The sequence below is a fragment of the Microbacterium sp. A20 genome (assembly GCF_004794515.1).
Taxonomy (GTDB): Bacteria; Actinomycetota; Actinomycetes; order Actinomycetales; family Microbacteriaceae; genus Microbacterium.
The window spans coordinates 351,451-368,024 of the sequence record NZ_SSDF01000091.1 but is presented as its reverse complement, the minus strand read 5'-3'; the positions used below and the strand labels follow the sequence as shown (position 1 = coordinate 368,024).

Here is a 16,574-nt window from a genome sequence, read left to right as displayed (position 1 = left end):
GCTGAGGCGATGATCTCCTCACTGCACGGCGTCGTCCTGCATGCGACGTCCGATCAGGTCGTCATCGACGTGGGTGGTGTCGGATTCGCCGTCGCCGTCCCCGCCGATGTCGCGCACACCGCGACCGTGGGCGAGAAGCTCCTTCTTCACACGAGCCTCATCGTCCGCGAAGACTCCCTCTCGCTGTTCGGCTTCGCCGACCGGGGCGAGCTCGAGATCTTCGGACTCCTGATCAGCGTGACCGGGGTCGGGCCGAAGTCGGCCTTGGGAGTGCTCTCGCACCTCACGGGGGATCAGATCGCCGAAGCCGTGACAGCGGAAGACGACGCGCCGTTCCGGCGGGTCTCCGGGATCGGCCCCAAGACGGCGAAACTCATCGTGCTCCAGCTCGCCGGCAAGGTACAGGCCTTCGCCGCGCCGTCGAGGCCGGTGGTGTCGGGCAGCACCGATGTCGTCACCCAGGTGGCCGCGGCCTTGGTGGGCCTGGGCTGGTCGGAGAAGGTGGCCGCGGAGGCAGCGGCCCAGACGGCGTCCGAGGCGTCGGAGGCGGAGCGGGCGACCGTCGCTCTGCTGTTGCGGCGCACTCTCGCGCTCCTCGGCCCTGCGCAGGGAGGCCAGGCCCGTGTCTGATGCCCTCGACGCGACGGAGCCCTCCGACGAGACGGAGCTCGCCATCGAGGGCGCGCTGCGTCCGACGAGCCTCGGCGACTTCGTCGGACAGCAGAAGGTGCGCGGTCAGCTGCAGCTGCTGCTCGACGCCGCACGCATCCAGAACCGACCTGCGGACCACATTCTCCTCGCCGGCCCTCCGGGGCTCGGCAAGACGACGCTGGCGATGATCGTCGCCCACGAGAGCGAGCGGCCGCTTCGCCTGTCCAGCGGCCCGGCGATCCAGCACGCCGGCGACCTCGCTGCCCTGCTCTCGAGCCTGGTGCCGGGCGAGGTGTTGTTCATCGACGAGATCCACCGCATGGCGCGCTCTGCAGAAGAGATGCTGTACCTCGCGATGGAGGACTACCGGATCGACATCATGGTCGGGAAGGGGGCGGGAGCGACGAGCATCCCGCTCGAGCTCTCGCCCTTCACACTGGTCGGAGCGACGACGCGATCCGGTCTGCTGCCGAATCCGCTGCGCGACCGCTTCGGGTTCACCGGACACCTCGAGTTCTACGACGAGTCCGAGCTCGAGCAGGTCATCGCCCGCTCGGCCGCAGTTCTCGGCGTCGATGTGCCGACCGATGCGCTCTCCGAGATCGCACGCCGTTCGCGCGGTACGCCCCGCATCGCGAACCGCCTGCTGCGCAGGGTCCGCGACTACGCGCTCGTGCACGGAGGCGGTGGGGCGACGATCCACGACGTGCGCGCGGCGCTCGAACTCTACGATGTCGACGCGATCGGTCTCGATCGGCTCGACCGTGCGGTGCTGGAGGCCCTGGTCCGCCGGTTCCGTGGGGGACCGGTGGGGTTGAGCACGCTCGCCGTGGCGGTCGGCGAAGAGGGCGAGACCGTGGAGAGCGTGGTGGAGCCGTACCTCGTGCGCATCGGGTTCCTCGGGCGGACTCCGCGTGGTCGCGTGGCGATGCCGGAAGCGTACGAGCACCTCGGCGTCGCGCATCCGGACGGGATGCTTAAGTTGGATGACCTATAATCACTGAAGACTTCCCGGTTACCTTCGCGCGCCCAAAGGCTGGAGCGTGCACCTGAGAAAGGCGCTTCCCCCATGCCCATGGAATTCCTGCTCTTCGGCCTTCTCGCCGTCCTCCTCGTCTTCATGATCTTCAACACGCGCAAGCGCACGAAGCAGATGAAGGCCGAGCAGGAGGAGAAGGCGACCAAGACCGTTCCCGGCGCCAAGGTCCTTCTGCAGGGCGGCATCTACGGCACGATCGTCTCGTACGACCCCGAGGACCTCGACACGCCGGCACTCGTGGAGATCGCTCCCGGCACCATCATCGATGTCCACAGCCAGGCGATCCTCCGCGTCGTCGAGCCCAAGGACGCCGTCGTCGACGTGCCCGTCGACGTGGTCGAGGAGCCGGTCGTCGAAGAGGCGGCCGCCCCTGAACTCGAGACCCCCGAGGAGACGCGCGCTCGCCTCGAGCGCGACGCCGACGACAAGTAATCTCCGCGGCCGGCGCGGCCCTTCGGATCTCCGTCCTCCCAGAAAGCTGAACACACGTGGCTTCATCCTCTCCCGTCCGTCACGCCTGGCGGGTCCTCCTCGGCCTGCTCCTCGTGACGGGTGTGCTCTTCGGCATCAACTCCCTGGGCGTGTACGTCATCAAGGACGCCGAAGGACAGCCGGTCAGCTCCTGGACTCCTGAGCTCGCGCTCGACCTGCAGGGCGGCACCCAGATCGTCCTCAGCGCCGAGACCGAGGACGGAGCGGCTCCCACGCAGGAGCAGCTCGACCAGGCCGCGGCGATCATCCGCCAGCGCGTCGATGCGTCGGGTGTGGCCGAGGCCGACATCACGACCGAGGGCGGACAGAACATCGTCGTCCAGATCCCGGGCGAGGCGGACGCGCAGACGCGTGAGCGTATTCAGGCGAGCGCGCAGCTCGAACTGCGACCCGTGCTGTACACGACGGCCGCGAGCACCGAGTTCGTCGGCGAGGACGGGAACTCCACTCCCTACCCCAGCCCGGACCCCTCACTCAATGCGACGCCGACCGCCGAGCCGACCGATGCGAGCGACCTGTCCTGGGTGACAGACAAGCTGGCAGCGGAGTTCCAGGCCTACGACTGCGAGAACCCCGACAACGACCCGGCGCGTGCTCCGAAGGATCAGCCGGTCGTCGCGTGCTCCCCGGACAAGACGCAGAAGTTCCTCCTCGGCCCGACGGAGCTCGACGGCACCGCGATCACCGACGCCTCCGCCGGTCGCGACCAGAAGTCCGGCGCATGGATCGTGCAGCTGACCATGAACGGCGAGGGCGGCGACGCGTTCGGCAAGGTCAGCACGCGGCTCAACCAGAACCGTATCGACGGACTGTCGCCGCGCGATCAGTTCGCGTTCGTCCTCGACGGCGACGTGATCAGCGCTCCGCGGATGAACGGCGTCATCCTCGACGGCCGCCCCAGCATCTCGGGCAGCTTCACGCAGGAGACGGCGACGACCCTGGCCGACCAGCTGAAGTTCGGTGCCCTGCCGCTCAGCTTCGTCGTGCAGAGCTCCGACACCATCTCCGCGACTCTCGGCACCCAGCAGCTGCAGATCGGCCTGATCGCGGGCCTCATCGGTCTCGCCCTCGTCGCGATCTACTCGCTCATCGTGTATCGGGCACTCGGGTCGGTGATCATCGCCTCCATCGCGGTGATGGCCGTCCTGACCTACATCATCATCTGCATCCTCGCGTGGCGCCTCGGCTTCCGTCTCTCGCTCGCCGGCGTCGCCGGTCTGATCGTCTCGATCGGCTTCACGGCCGACTCGTTCATCGTCTACTTCGAACGAATACGAGACGAGCTCCGCGACGGGAAGTCGATCACCGCCGCGGTCGAAGACGGCTGGGGTCGCGCGAAGCGAACGATCTACATCTCGAAGTCGATCAACATCCTCGCCGCGGTCGTGCTCTACATCCTCGCCGACGCCACGGTGAAGGGCTTCGCGTTCACGCTCGGCCTCACCACCCTCATCGACGTGTTCATCTTCGTGATCTTCACGCACCCGGTGATGCAGCTTCTCGCGCGCACCCGGTTCTTCGGCGGTGGGCACAAGCTCTCCGGCCTGGATCCCGAGGCGCTCGGCGCGGTGTATCGAAGCCGCTCCCAGTATCGGGAGGTCGCGACGGCATCGGCCGGTCGCGGGGCGAAGAACGCCCGCTCGCGCGCCGAGGCGGATCGCCGTCAGACCATCGCGGAACGCAAGCGTGCCGAGGCACTCGCGGGCGACAGACCCACCAAGCCCGGAAGTGAGGGAGACGCCTGATGCCTTCCATGAATGAGTTCGGAAACAACCTCTACTCCGGCAAGACCTCCTTCCCGTTCGTCGGCAAGCGTCGCCTGTGGTTCATCATCGCGATCGTGCTGGTCGTGGGTTCGGCCCTCGTTCCGCTCATCCGGCCCATCCAGTTCTCGATCGAGTTCACCGGCGGCTCCCAGTTCACGGTGCAGGCACCGGACACGGTCGACCAGGAGACGGCGAAGGAGGCCGTCCAGTCGGTCGTCCCGGGAGCTGCGACCAAGGTCGTCGTCGTCAACGAGAAGGACATCCGTGTCCAGACCGACCAGATGAGCGCCGCCGAGACGCAGGAGGTCGCGGAAGCACTCGCCGACGCCTACGGTGTCGATCCGTCCAACGTGGCATCGTCGTTCATCGGACCCGCCTGGGGCGAGAACGTCACGAAGCAGTCGCTGTGGGGTCTCGCGATCTTCCTGGCGCTCACCTTCCTCATCCTCGCGATCTACTTCCGCACGTGGAAGATGTCGGCGGCGGCGATCATCGGCCTGCTCGACGTGCTGGTGATCACGGTCGGCGTGTATGCGCTGGCCGGCTTCGAGATCTCGCCGGCTGCCGTCATCGGCTTCCTGACGATCCTCGCGTACTCGCTGTACGACACCACCGTCGTGTTCGACAAGATCAGGGAGAACACCACCGAAGACGGGGAGAAGTCTGCGCGCCTGTTCGGCGAATCCGTGAACCTCGCCGTGAACCAGACGCTCGTGCGCTCCATCAACACGTCTGTCGTCGCGGCGCTGCCCGTCGGCGCGGTGCTCTTCATCGGCGCCTTCTGGCTCGGCGCGGAATCGCTCACCGACATCTCGCTGTCCATCTTCGTCGGCATCCTCGTGGCGACCTACTCCACGCTGTTCGTGGCTGCGCCGCTGTACTCGCTGTTCCGCGAGAACGAGCCGCAGCTCAAGGAGCGCGACGCCCGCATCCGCGAGGCTCGCAGCCGGGCATCGGTCGAGGCCTGAGGGGCGCCCGAGCGGAAGCTCGGCGCCCCCAGCACGCGTAGGATGAACTGATCGGGAGGTGAGTTGATGGCGGAACCGCAGACGTCATCGCAGGGTTCTAGTCTGCGACGACTGGTTCCCCGCATCTTCTCCCGCGCGTCCCGCATCAACGACCTCGACAACCTGATCCGCACGGTTCGAGCGAACCACCCCAAGGGCGACTTCTCCGTCATCGAACGCGCATACGCGGTCGCCAAGGAGAAGCACGAGGGGCAGAAGCGCCAGAGCGGCGAGCCGTACATCACGCACCCGCTGGCTGTCGCCCAGATCCTCGCCGAGCTCGGCCTCGGACCACGGGCGATCGCCGCCGCACTCCTTCACGACACCGTCGAAGACACCGGCTACGCGTTGACCGATCTCACCGCCGAGTTCGGCGACGAGGTCGCGATGCTCGTCGACGGTGTGACCAAGCTCGACAAGGTCAAGTACGGCGAGAGTGCGCAGGCCGAGACGGTCCGGAAGATGATCGTGGCGATGTCGAAAGACATCAGAGTGCTGCTCATCAAGCTCGCCGACCGACTGCACAACGCGCGCACCTGGGGTTTCGTCCCGCCGGAGAAGGCCACGAAGAAGGCCAAGGAAACCCTCGAGATCTACGCCCCACTGGCGAACCGCCTCGGTATCCAGGCGATCAAGTCGGAGCTCGAAGACCTCTCGTTCGCCGTGCTGCACCCCAAGATCTACAACGAGATCCACAGCCTCATCGCACAGCGGACCCCGCAGCGCGAGAAGTACCTCGCTCAGGTCGTCGAGGAGATCGACGAGGACCTGCGTGATCTCCGCATCCGCGGCAAGGTCGTCGGGCGTCCGAAGCAGCTCTACTCGGTGTACCAGAAGATGGTCATCCGCGGACGCGAGTTCGATGACATCTACGATCTGATCGGCATCCGCGTCCTCGTCGCGTCTGTGCGCGATTGCTACGCCGTCCTCGGTGCGATCCACGCGCGTTGGACTCCGCTGCCCGGCCGGTTCAAGGACTACATCGCCACCCCGAAGTTCAACCTCTACCAGTCGCTGCACACCACGGTGATCGGCCCCGCCGGGCGCACGGTCGAGATCCAGATCCGCACTCACGAGATGCACCAGCAGGCCGAGTACGGTGTGGCCGCGCACTGGATGTACAAGGAGCGGATGAACGGCGGCGGCAAGACCGAGGTCCGCGCCTCCGATACCGACATGGCGTGGCTCGCGCACATCTCCGACTGGCAAGCCGAGACCGCCGATCCCGGGGAGTTCCTCGACTCGCTGCGCTTCGAGATCGGTGCGAAGGAGGTCTACGTCTTCACGCCGAAGGGGCGGGTGATCGGCCTCCCAGCCAGCGCGACCCCCGTGGACTTCGCCTACGCGGTGCACACGGAGATCGGCCACCGCACGATGGGTGCGAAGGTCAACGGCCGTCTCGTGCCCCTGGAGTCGGAGCTCAAGAGCGGCGACGTGGTCGAGGTGTTCACCTCGAAGAACCCCGATGCCGGGCCCAGCCAGGACTGGCTCGGTTTCGTCGCGAGCACGCGTGCGCGGAACAAGATCCGCGGCTGGTTCACCAAGGAGCGTCGCGAAGAGGCCATCGAGCAGGGCAAGGAGGCCATCGCCCGCGCGATGCGCCGCCAGAACCTGCCGCTGCAGAAGCTGATGAGCCAGGACTCGTTCGCCGAAGTCGCTCGTGGACTGCACTACGAAGACGTCTCCGCGCTCTATGCCGCGGTCGGCGAAGGACACGTGTCGACGCAGTCGGTGCTCGAGAAGGTCACGGCTCTCGTCGCGGCCAACGATCCGAGTACGGGCGCGATCGATCTGCCCGGCAGCGTCCCGACGCGTGAACCGCGTTCCGGCGACTCCGGTGTGCTCGTGCGCGGCGCCAACGACATCCTGGTGAAGCTCGCCAAGTGCTGCACGCCGGTTCCCGGTGACCAGATCGTCGGATTCGTGACGCGGGGCAGCGGGGTCTCGGTGCACCGGGCGGACTGCGTCAACGTCAAGGCGCTCAGCAACGAGCAGGACCGCTTCGTCGAGGTCTCATGGGCCCCGACGACGAAGAGCGTGTTCCGCGTGCAGATCCAGGTCGAGGCGCTGGACCGCTCGGGCCTCCTCTCCGACGTGACGCGGGTGCTGAGCGAGCACCACGTCAACATCCTCTCGGCGACCGTCACGACCACCGATGAGCGGTTGGCACTGAGCCGGTTCGTCTTCGAGATGGGCGATGCCGTGCACCTGGACCGCGTGCTGAACGCCGTCCGTCGGATCGACGCCGTCTACGACGTCTACCGGGTCACCTCCTCCTGAGGGCGAGGCGCTGCAGAGCAGCTGCACCCATGCGGCTGCCCGGCACACGTCGAAGGTCCTGCAGGTCCCGCAGCGCCGCCTCCGGGGTGTCGGGGCATGCGACGGCGAGAAGATCCATCCACGGCAGCACCCGGGGGTCGCGATGCAGCGTCGTCGCGAGGTCGAGCATCGTCCGGGCCGGGCTCGACACCGCGATGCCGCCGAGCGTCCAGATGTCGGTCTCGGGGAGCAGGGTGTCGTGGAACACCACGCGTGAGCTGGTGACCGGACGGATCCGACGTTCGACGCAACGTTTGACGTGATGCACTCCCGGCGGCGTGTCACCCGCGCCGTGGATCCATGCGGCCGTCTGGTTGCAGGCGGCGGTGCCCGGCCGGACGAGGGCGGCGATGGTGCTCGCCCGTACGTCCGGACCCTCCACGAAGTCGGCCGGAATGTAAGCGTCGCCTACGTCGACGACATGGCCGTCGATGCGCGCAGCGCTGAGTTCGGTCTGACTCAACCGCTCGCCGGGGACATAGAGGAACGCGGGGTGCATCACGCCAGTCTGGCGCAGTGCACCCCGCGTTCGAGACGGTCGCGGAGACCTGTGGAGAAGGGTCAGCCGCCCAGAGCGCTCAGCCAGGCACGCCGAGCCTCGAGAGCGTCAGCGGCCTCCTTGGCCGCCTTCTTGTCGCCGGCCTTCTCGGCAGCGGCGACCTCGGCTTCGAGCTTCTCGATCGCCTCCAGCAGCTGCGAGCTCATGTCGTTCGCGCGCGCCTTCGTCTCGGGGTTGTTCTTCTTCCAGTCCACGTCTTCGCGGGCTTTCAGGCCCTGCTCGATCGTGCGGAGCTTGTCGTCGAGCGCGCGCTCCTTGTCCCGCGGGAAGATGCGGCCGATCTCGTCCCACTGACGCTGGATGCGGGTCAGCAGCGCGCGAGCGCGCTTGATGTTCGACTCGTCGGCGACGGCCTTGGCCTCTTCGAGGAGAGCCTCTCGGGCCTCGATCTTCGGCGCGGATTCGGCTTCCTCGGCGGCGGACTGCTCGGCACGAGCCGCATACAGCGCGTCGCCCGCGGCCTTGAACCGTGCCCAGAGCGCGTCGTCTGCCTTGCGCCCGGCGCGGCCGGCTGCCTTCCACTCGTCGAGCAGTGTGCGGTAGGCGGGAATCCCGTCGGTGCCACGCGGAGCGAGGGCCTCGGCACGCTCGACCAGGCGGGTCTTCACGTCGCGTGCGCTCTTGTGCGCGTCGTCGAGTTCGGAGTAGAAGGCTCGACGCTGCTTGTCGACCACGGCGCGCGCATCACGGAATCGCTTCCAGAGCTGCTGGGAGATGCCCTTGGAGAGACGAGGACCGCTCTGCTGCTGGGCCTGCCATGCGTCGAAGAGTTCGCCGAGCTCGGCGGTGACCTGCTTCCACTGCACCTTGCTGAGATCGCGCGCGGCGATGGCCTCGGCCTTCTCGACGAGCGCAGTGCGTTCGGCGATCGCCTTGTCGACGAGCTCCTTGGCCTGCTGGGCCTCCTGCTCGGTGGCCTCGGACAGCGAGGAGGTGAGGGCGTTCAGCCGGTCGCGGAGTCCGGCGAGGTCTCCCACAGCCGCGGCATCCGTCGCTTCGTCGATCAGGTGAGCAGCCTGCTTCGCGAGGTCGCTCGCCGAAGCGCCGCCCGCCTGGTGACGCTGTTCGAGCGTGTGCACCTTGAAAGCGATGTCGTCGAACTTGCGCACGAAGTAGGCGAGCGCCTCTTCGGGCGTGCCGTCGGGGTACTGGCCGACGACCCGCCAGACGTCGCCTTCGCGCACCTCGACGGTGCCGTCGTCGGAGACGCGGCCCCATTCTGCGGAGGTCGAGGACGCGGCGGGCGACGGCGCGGGAGCCGCGGGCGTCACCGCTGCCGGCTTCGGCGTCTTCGGCGGCATCGGCACAGCAGGCGGTGCGGGGACAGGGGGAGTCGGCTTCGAAGGCTCGGTGGCAGACACGTGATTCTCCTTGCGCGGTAGGGCCGCGGGAGGCGGAAAGGACGAGGCTCAGCCTAGTACGCCCCGCGCCGGGCCGTCGGACTCGGCCGTCGGGGGTTCTCACAGGACTGTTATCGAGTTGTGAGGAGAACGTTCGATCGGCGTAACACCGCCCCGGCCTTTCGCGAAACACCGTGTCCCTATCGTCGAGTCCACGGACAGAGGAGGGCTCGTGATCGTTCGGGAGAGCACATCGTCGGATGTCGTGGTGGTGGGGGCCGGGATGGTCGCGCACCGATTCGTCGAGAGCCTGCTCCGCGGAGCAGGCGCGGTGCCGACCGTCACCGTCATCGGTGAGGAGGCGCGACCGCCGTACGACCGCGTCGGCCTGACCTCCTTCTTCTCGGGCGCCGGCGCCGATGACCTCGCACTCGACGCGCAGACGCTCCGGGACGACCGGGTGCGCTTCATCGGCGACGATCGCGTCGTCGGAATCGATCGGGTCGGTCGCACGGTGCGCACACGTTCGGGTGCGGTCCACACCTACGGGACACTCGTCCTCGCGACGGGCTCGTATGCCATGCGGCCGGCCGTCGACGGTGCGGACCTTCCGGGCTGCTTCGTCTATCGCACGCTCGACGATGTCGCCGCGATCGACGCGTTCGTGCGGCACCGTGCGACGGCACTCGGCCGTCCGTTGCGGGGGACTGTGATCGGCGGCGGGCTGCTGGGCCTGGAGGCGGCCGGCGCATTGCAGGGTCTCGACGTCGACTGCACGGTGGTGCAGTCATCCGACCGTCTCATGTCCGCCCAGCTCGATCTCGCCGGCGGCACCATCCTGCGTCGCCTCATCGAGTCGAAGGGCATCGACGTGCGGACGGGAACCCGGACGACGCGGTTGGATCCGGATGCATCGGGCTCGGTCTCGGCCCTGCAGTTCCAGGACGGCACGATGCACGAGACGGACATCGTGATCTTCACCGTCGGCGTGCGCCCGCAGGATTCGCTCGCCCGCCTCGCCCAACTCGCCGTGCACCCCAGCGGGGGCGTGCTGATCGATTCGAGGTGTCGCACGGCAGACGAAGACATCCTCGCGATCGGCGAGGTCGCCAGCTACGAAGGACGCTCCGTCGGTCTCGTGGCCCCCGGATACGCCATGGCGGAGGTGGCAGCCACTCGGCTTCTCGGCGGCGACGCGACGTTCCCCGGCTACGACGACTCCGCGAAGCTCAAGCTCTCGGGTGTCGATGTCGCGAGCTTCGGCGACGCCTTCGCGACCACCCCGAACGCACTGGATGTCGTGTACACCGACCCGGTCAACGGGGTCTACAAGAAGCTCGTCCTCTCGGACGACGCGAAGACACTGCTGGGCGGCATCCTGGTCGGGGACGCCTCGGCATACGGCTCGCTCCGACCTCTGGTGGGAGCAGCGCTGGGCGCGGATCCCGCCGCCTACCTGATGCCGGAGGGCGGCACGTCGGTACCCGACAGCGAGCTGCCGGCGGAGGCGGTCGTCTGCTCCTGCTCGAACGTGACGGCCGGGCGGATCCGCGAGGCGGTGCACACCGAAGGGTGCACGGACGCCGCCGCCGTGAAGGCCTGCACCAAGGCCGGTGCCACCTGTGGTTCCTGCATCTTCGCGGTCAAGAAGATCGTCGGCCAGGAGCTGACGAAACTCGGGCAGGCGACGTCGGACGCCCTGTGCGAGCACTTCTCGATGTCGCGTCGCCAGCTCTTCGATGCGGTGCGGGTGTCCGAACTGACGACGTTCAGCGCCATCATCGACCGTTTCGGGACCGGCCGCGGCTGCGACATCTGCAAGCCGGCCCTCGCGAGCATCCTCTCGGTGCTCGTCGGAGCGCATGTGCTGGACGGCGAGAACGCCGCTCTGCAGGACACAAACGACCACGTGATGGCCAACATGCAGAAGGACGGAACCTACTCGGTGGTGCCGCGGATGCCGGGCGGCGAGGTCACCCCCGCGGGGCTGATCGCGATCGGGAACATCGCCGAGACATACGGGCTGTACACGAAGATCACCGGTGGGCAGCGGATCGACATGTTCGGCGCCCGGCTCGAGCAGCTGCCGCAGATCTGGCAGCGACTGGTCGACGCCGGGTTCGAGTCCGGACAGGCGTACGGCAAGGCGCTGCGCACGGTGAAGTCGTGCGTCGGCTCGACCTGGTGTCGGTACGGGGTGCTCGACGCCGTCGGCATGGCCGTGCGCCTCGAGCTGCGGTATCGCGGTCTGCGCGCGCCGCACAAGCTCAAGGTCGGTGTGTCGGGGTGCGCGCGCGAGTGCGCGGAGGCCCGTTCGAAGGACGTGGGTGTGATCGCCACCGAGACGGGCTGGAACATGTACGTCGGCGGCAACGGCGGCTTCTCGCCGCGGCACGCGGAGCTGCTCGCCGCCGACCTCGACGATGAGGGCCTCATCCGCGCGATCGACCGCTTCTTCATGTACTACATCCGCACGGCGGACCGCCTGCAGCGCACGGCGGGGTGGTGCGCCGAGCTCCACGGCGGGCTCGACGGCCTGCGCGAGGTGATCTTCGACGACAGCCTGGGCATCTGCGATGACCTCGACGCGGCCATGAGCGTGCACGTCGACCGCTATGAGGACGAGTGGGCGGCGACCCTGCGCGACCCGGTGAAGCTTCGGCGCTTCGAGTCCTTCGTGAACGCGACCGACACCCCTGACCCTTCTCTGGCCTATGTGCCCGAGCGCGGTCAGGTGCGGCCGGCGACGACGGAGGAACGATCGGACGCGTCCGTCCTCATCGCGGGCACGACTCTGGAGGTGCGGCGATGACGCTCGGAGTCGAGACCGGAACGCGGGTCCGCGTGTGCGCGCTCAACGACCTCGAGGTGGAGAGGGGCAGGGCGGCGCTGTTCGGCACGGTCCAGATCGCACTGTTCCTCCTCGCCGACGGCACGGTGCATGCGGTGTCGAACCTCGACCCCTACAGCGGCGCCCACGTGATGTCCCGCGGGATCGTGGGCACGCGGGGCGATGTGCCGACGCTGGCATCGCCGATGCACAAGCAGGTCTTCGACCTGCGCACGGGCGAATGCCTGGACACGCAGGGCAAGGCGCCGGCGGCATTGCGGGTGTGGGATGTCACCGTTCGCGAAGGTCAGATCGAGCTGAACATCGAGGAGACGCGATGACCGTGATGCTGGGAATCGACCTCGCCGGACGCGATGTGCTCATGGTGGGCGGTGGAGCCGTGGCCGCGCGCAGGCTCCGACGCTTCCTCGAAGAAGGAGCGTGCGTGCGGCTCGTCGCCCCCGCTCTGCACCCGGACACCGCGTTGCTGGTCGAGCGTTTCGGACTCGCCTGGCGTCCGGGTCGCTTCCGCGGATCGGATGTGACCGGCGCCTGGCTCGTGCACGCGGCCACGGGTGATGCTCGCGTCGACCGCGAAGTCGCAGAGCGGTGCGAGCGCAAGCGGATCCTGTGCATCAACGCGTCGGACGGTGCCCACGGGTCGACCAGGCTCACCGCACAGGCCGAGGTCGGCGACGTGACCGTCGCGGTGACCAGTACGGTCGGTGCGGATCCCCGTCGGTCCGTCGCCGTCCGGGACGCGATCGTCGACCTCGTGGGCGAAGGACGCCTGCCGCTCCGGCGGCGCCGTGCGGGTCGGAGCGGACGCGTCGACCTGGTCGGAGGCGGACCGGGGCCCGCGGACCTGATGACGGTGCGTGCCCGGCGCCTGATCGCCGAAGCGGACGTCGTCGTGACCGACCGGCTGGGACCGGCAGCCGAGATCGTCCGCGGGCTCGATCCCGACGTCGAGGTGATCGACGTGGGGAAGGTCCCCGGTCGGCACCCGGTGCCGCAGGAGGAGATCAACCGGATCATCGTGGAGCGGGCAGCGGGCGGCCGGCGCGTCGTCCGGCTCAAGGGCGGGGATCCGTTCGTCTTCGGACGCGGTGGCGAGGAGATGCAGGCGTGCCTCGCGGCGGGTATCCCGGTCGAGATCACTCCGGGTGTCTCGAGCGCCATCGCCGTTCCCCAGGCTGCGGGAATCCCGGTCACGCATCGCGGCACGGCGGCGGCATTCCATGTCGTGAACGGTCAGGGCAGGATCGGCGAGGGCACGCTCGCGGCTCTGGCCGATGCGACGGTGACCACGGTCGTGCTGATGGGAGTGGCCGCACTCGACCGTCTGGTGGCTGCGGCGCTCGCGCACGGCGTGCCGGCGGATCGGCCGATGGCGTTCGTCGAGAGCGGCCACACCGCTCAGCAGCGCACGACGCGAACCACCCTCGGACGCGCTGTCGCCGACGCGCAGGTCGTCGGCCTCCGCAACCCTGCGGTGATCGTGATCGGAGAGGTCGCAGCCGAGACGTTGCTCCTCCCGTCCTCGGACTCGATCGGGGCTGTTCTGGCGTGACGATCCGTGCTCCACTGACTCCGGTACTGGCCGGATGCACCATCGTCGTGGCCGCGGACAGGCGTTCCGGCGACCTCGTCTCGGCGCTCGAACGACGCGGCGGCCAGGTCTACCGTGCCCCGGCCCTGAGCATCATCCCCAATGAGGACGATGAGGTTCTCATCGCCCGCACCCGCGATCTCATCGCGGCCCCTCCCGACATCGTGATCGTGACGACCGGGGTGGGGTTCCGCGGGTGGATGGATGCCGCGCACGAGAACGACCTGGCCGAGGAGCTCACCGGCGCGCTGGCCGGCGCGCAGTTCATCGCACGAGGGCCCAAGGCGCACGGGGCGATCCAGCAGGCGGGATTCGTGGCCGATTGGGTGGCCGAGTCCGAGACCTCCGCAGAGGTGGGGGAGTACCTCGTCGCCGAAGGAGTGCTCGGGCGACGGATCGCGATCCAGCATCACGGCGCGGGCGCCGACGGGCTCGACACCCTCCTGTCGCGGCTCGGGGCGGACGTGGTCAGCATCACCGTGTATCGGTGGGGTCCGCCGCCGGACCCTCAGATCGTGCGCCGCTCCGTCGTGCAGGCGGGTGCCGGTGAAGTGGACGCCGTGCTCTTCACCTCCGCCCCCGGTGCCGCAGAGTGGGTCAAGACGGCCGTCCGCGCTGAGGCGCTCGAATCGATCCGTCGCCGAGCCGCGTCCGGGCGCCTGCTGCTGGCCGCCGTCGGGCCGATCACGGCCGTCCCGCTCACGGATGCCGGGCTCAAGGCCACTCTGGCCGCGCGGGGGCGCCTCGGGTCTCTGGTGCGCTGCGTGGTCGACCACTACGCCTCGGGTGCCGCCCCGCATCTGCACACGGCTCTGGGCGCGATGGAGATGCGCAGCGGCGGCGTCCTGATCGATGGCGAATTCATTCCGCTCTCCCGCGCCGGCGCGAGCATCCTGAGCGAGCTCTTCGACGCGGCTGGTCGCGTGCTCTCTCGGGAACAGCTGGGACTCGCATTGCCGCGAGGAGGCGAGAGCGCCCACGCCGTGGAGATGGCTGTGGCGCGGCTGCGCGAGGCGCTGGGCGGCGCTGCGGCGATCCAGACCATCGTCAAACGCGGCTACCGACTCACCGTGGAGGAACCCCGATGACCACTCTCGTCGCCTGCTCCCACGGCACGGATTCACCGGCCGGACGTCGCACGGTCGAAGAGATCGTCGACCTGGTGCGTGAGCGCATTCCGACCACGAGAGTCGTCCAGGCCTTCGTCGATGTGCAGGAGCCGGCGGTGTCGGAGGTCGTCGAACGGGAGCATCTCGACGATGACGTCGTCGTGGTGCCACTGCTGCTCTCGGTGGGGTTCCACACCGCGGTCGACATCGTGCGCGCCGTGAGTCCCTACGACGGGGTTCGGCAGGGAGCTCCTCTGGGCACCCACCCGCTGATCGCCGAGGTGCTGCGCGCGCGGCTGCGCACGGCCGTGCACGACCGCTGGCTTCCCGGCGATCACGTCGTGCTCGCGGCGGCCGGATCCAGCAATCCTGCGGCGGTGGCCGATGTGACCGCGGCGGCGGCGCACCTCGCCGACCTGATCCCCGTGCCGGTCACGATCGGGTATGCCTCAGCGATCGAGCCCCGCATCGCCGATGCCGTCACCGTCGCGCGGCAGAACGGCGCATCCCGGGTGATCGCGGCGAGCCATGTCCTCGCGCCGGGGTACTTCGCCGGTCTCGTGGAGCGATCGGGAGCAGATCTCGTCTCCGCTCCGTTGGGAGCAGACCCGCGCATCGCCGAGGTGATCGTCGAGCGCTTCCGCTCCGCCTGATCCGGCGCAGGACACGGAAGGGGCGGATGCCGAAGCATCCGCCCCTTCCGTGCGTCTTCGGTCAGACCCGCGACGGCTCTCGCTCCGCCGTGGTGTTGTCGATGCCCTGCACCGGCTCCTCCGCTGCGGTCGTCGCGACGGCCGCCACGCGCGACCGGCGCTCGGTTCGACGCGCCTCGCGGGCGGCCCGAACCTTCGGGCGGCCGTGCGTGTAGTAGATCGGCAGACCGACGAAGAGCAGGCCGCCGACGAGGTTGCCCACGACCGTCGGGATCTCGTTCCAGACGAGGTAGTCCCAGACGGTGAAGTCGGCGCCCATCAGAAGGCCGGAGGGGAACAGGAACATGTTCACGATCGAGTGCTCGAAGCCCATGTAGAAGAAGAGCATGATGGGCAGCCACATCGCGACGATCTTGCCGATGGTGCTGTCCGACACCATCGCGAGGACCACGCCGGTGGAGACCATCCAGTTGCACAGCACGCCGCGGATGAAGAGCGTCAGCATGCCGGCGGCACCGTGGTCCGCGTATCCGACCGTGCGCCCGTGGCCGATCTCGCTGATCGCCTCGCCCACCGCGCTGGGAGCGGTCGAGAAGCCGTAGGTGAAGTAGATGGCCATCAGGATCGCCACCAGGAAGGCGCCGCCGAAGTTGCCGAGGAAGACGAGCCCCCAATTGCGCATCAGCGCACCGAAGGTGGCACCGGGACGACGATCGAGCACGGCGAGCGGTCCGAGCGTGAAGACGCCGGTGAGCAGGTCGTAGCCCAGCAGGTAGAGCATCACGAACCCGACCGGGAACAGGACCGCGCCCAGCAGCGGCTGACCGGTCTGCGTCGAGACCGTGACGGCGAAGGCGGCGGCGATCGTGAGCAGTGCCGCGCCCATGAAGGCGCGGATCAGAGTGTCGCGGGTGGACAGCTGCAGTTTGTACGCGCCGGCATCGACCATGCGCGTGGCGAGCTCGGCGGGCTTGATGTAGGACACAGGACCTCCACGGGGACGGGAGCACGGATGCTCGACTGACTCGAGCATGCGCGAGCCGCGTTTCCGGGGGCAGCACCGGAAGTTACGACTGTGGAGCGAATCCCTCACTTCCCGTTCATCGCCGTGTGAGATGACTGTCGTTATCCATCCGTGATGCGATCGTTCGCGGCGCGAAACACGTCGCGTGACATCCGGGAAACACGGGCCGAATA

General features: G+C 68.4%; 14 protein-coding genes. 11 read left to right on the top strand and 3 right to left on the bottom strand.

Translation table 11 applies throughout. The annotated features are described in order from the left end of the window. Positions 1 to 9: 9 nt before the first annotated feature. From ruvA to DW298_RS18790, 6 genes are all read left to right on the top strand, one after another. Positions 10 to 630: a Holliday junction branch migration protein RuvA gene (gene ruvA, locus DW298_RS18815; RefSeq protein ID WP_136043976.1), complete on the top strand. Its 621-nt coding sequence runs from the start codon at positions 10 to 12 to the stop codon at positions 628 to 630. Then, positions 623 to 1,648, top strand: coding sequence for a Holliday junction branch migration DNA helicase RuvB (gene ruvB / locus DW298_RS18810; RefSeq protein ID WP_136043975.1), 1,026 nt, complete (start codon positions 623 to 625; stop codon positions 1,646 to 1,648). The genes ruvA and ruvB overlap by 8 nt, the downstream gene beginning before the upstream one ends. A gap of 78 nt (positions 1,649 to 1,726) precedes the next feature. After that, the gene (locus tag DW298_RS18805) at positions 1,727 to 2,122 is read left to right on the top strand and encodes a preprotein translocase subunit YajC (RefSeq protein WP_136044056.1); all 396 of its coding nucleotides are present in this window, start codon (positions 1,727 to 1,729) and stop codon (positions 2,120 to 2,122) included. 56 nt (positions 2,123 to 2,178) lie between these two features. Further along, positions 2,179 to 3,927 (top strand): protein translocase subunit SecD, encoded by a 1,749-nt coding sequence (gene secD / locus DW298_RS18800; RefSeq protein WP_136043974.1) that lies wholly within the window; start codon positions 2,179 to 2,181, stop codon positions 3,925 to 3,927. Further along, positions 3,927 to 4,916 (top strand): protein translocase subunit SecF, encoded by a 990-nt coding sequence (gene secF / locus DW298_RS18795; RefSeq protein ID WP_136043973.1) that lies wholly within the window; start codon positions 3,927 to 3,929, stop codon positions 4,914 to 4,916. Before secD ends, secF begins: the two co-directional genes overlap by 1 nt. Positions 4,917 to 4,982: 66 nt before the next feature. Beyond that, positions 4,983 to 7,235 (top strand): bifunctional (p)ppGpp synthetase/guanosine-3',5'-bis(diphosphate) 3'-pyrophosphohydrolase, encoded by a 2,253-nt coding sequence (locus tag DW298_RS18790; protein ID WP_136043972.1) that lies wholly within the window; start codon positions 4,983 to 4,985, stop codon positions 7,233 to 7,235. On the opposite strand, the gene DW298_RS18785 is transcribed toward DW298_RS18790, so the two are convergent. Both DW298_RS18785 and DW298_RS18780 read right to left on the bottom strand, forming a co-directional pair. Then, positions 7,222 to 7,773, bottom strand: coding sequence for a type IV toxin-antitoxin system AbiEi family antitoxin (locus DW298_RS18785; RefSeq protein WP_136043971.1), 552 nt, complete (start codon positions 7,771 to 7,773; stop codon positions 7,222 to 7,224). The two genes, DW298_RS18790 and DW298_RS18785, sit on opposite strands and share 14 nt — an antisense overlap. A 62-nt stretch (positions 7,774 to 7,835) precedes the next feature. Beyond that, the gene (locus DW298_RS18780; protein WP_205820450.1) at positions 7,836 to 9,194 is read right to left on the bottom strand and encodes a DUF349 domain-containing protein; all 1,359 of its coding nucleotides are present in this window, start codon (positions 9,192 to 9,194) and stop codon (positions 7,836 to 7,838) included. A 211-nt stretch (positions 9,195 to 9,405) separates the two neighbouring features. On the opposite strand from DW298_RS18780, the gene nirB reads away from it, so the two are divergent. From nirB to DW298_RS18755, 5 genes are read left to right on the top strand one after another with little or no spacing between them, the layout of a single operon-like run. Continuing rightward, positions 9,406 to 11,985 carry a nitrite reductase large subunit NirB gene (nirB, locus tag DW298_RS18775; protein ID WP_136043970.1) on the top strand — a complete coding sequence of 860 codons (2,580 nt, stop codon included), beginning with the start codon at positions 9,406 to 9,408 and terminating at the stop codon, positions 11,983 to 11,985. After that, the gene (nirD, locus tag DW298_RS18770; protein ID WP_136043969.1) at positions 11,982 to 12,344 is read left to right on the top strand and encodes a nitrite reductase small subunit NirD; all 363 of its coding nucleotides are present in this window, start codon (positions 11,982 to 11,984) and stop codon (positions 12,342 to 12,344) included. Before nirB ends, nirD begins: the two co-directional genes overlap by 4 nt. Continuing rightward, positions 12,341 to 13,576 carry a uroporphyrinogen-III C-methyltransferase gene (gene cobA / locus DW298_RS18765; RefSeq protein WP_136043968.1) on the top strand — a complete coding sequence of 412 codons (1,236 nt, stop codon included), beginning with the start codon at positions 12,341 to 12,343 and terminating at the stop codon, positions 13,574 to 13,576. The genes nirD and cobA overlap by 4 nt, the downstream gene beginning before the upstream one ends. Further along, a complete protein-coding gene (locus DW298_RS18760; RefSeq protein ID WP_136043967.1) occupies positions 13,573 to 14,703 on the top strand; it encodes a uroporphyrinogen-III synthase in 1,131 nt (376 codons plus the stop codon). The genes cobA and DW298_RS18760 overlap by 4 nt, the downstream gene beginning before the upstream one ends. Next, positions 14,700 to 15,377, top strand: a complete 678-nt coding sequence (locus DW298_RS18755) for a CbiX/SirB N-terminal domain-containing protein (protein ID WP_136043966.1) — start codon at positions 14,700 to 14,702, stop codon at positions 15,375 to 15,377. The genes DW298_RS18760 and DW298_RS18755 overlap by 4 nt, the downstream gene beginning before the upstream one ends. A gap of 61 nt (positions 15,378 to 15,438) precedes the next feature. Here the strand turns inward: DW298_RS18755 and DW298_RS18750 are convergent, their stop codons facing one another. Further along, positions 15,439 to 16,362: a formate/nitrite transporter family protein gene (locus tag DW298_RS18750; RefSeq protein ID WP_240745195.1), complete on the bottom strand. Its 924-nt coding sequence runs from the start codon at positions 16,360 to 16,362 to the stop codon at positions 15,439 to 15,441. Positions 16,363 to 16,574 lie beyond the last annotated feature (212 nt).